Raw genomic sequence first — 254 nt, 5'->3', positions numbered from 1 at the left:
GTTAGCTCATTGGCCGCGTGTTGGCTAATCGTGAGTGCTACTTCATCATCTAATTCAACGGCTCTAGGTAAAACGGAACTAATACTAGCAAGCTTTGCATTCGTATAATTTGAATCGTATAGCCAGGTCATAAGCTGTTCAGCATTTGTAATCATTAATTTTTCAAAAACCAGTTCCCTTAAAATGGTTGGTGTTTGATTACGTCCATCTTCTAAGCGAAATAAGTAATTTACTATTTCTTTTCCAATCCAATA

At 36.2% G+C, this 254-nt stretch carries 1 protein-coding gene; it reads right to left on the bottom strand.

Annotated features, from left to right (window positions below; genetic code table 11):
* Positions 1-254 (bottom strand): hypothetical protein (locus tag SB764_RS42595; protein ID WP_410867120.1); only part of this gene is annotated, 254 nt, incomplete at both ends.

The organism is Paraburkholderia sp. SIMBA_027 (assembly GCF_046535315.1).
GTDB classification, from domain to species: domain Bacteria; phylum Pseudomonadota; class Gammaproteobacteria; order Burkholderiales; family Burkholderiaceae; genus Paraburkholderia; species Paraburkholderia tropica.
This window is presented reverse-complemented; position numbering and strand designations above follow the sequence as displayed.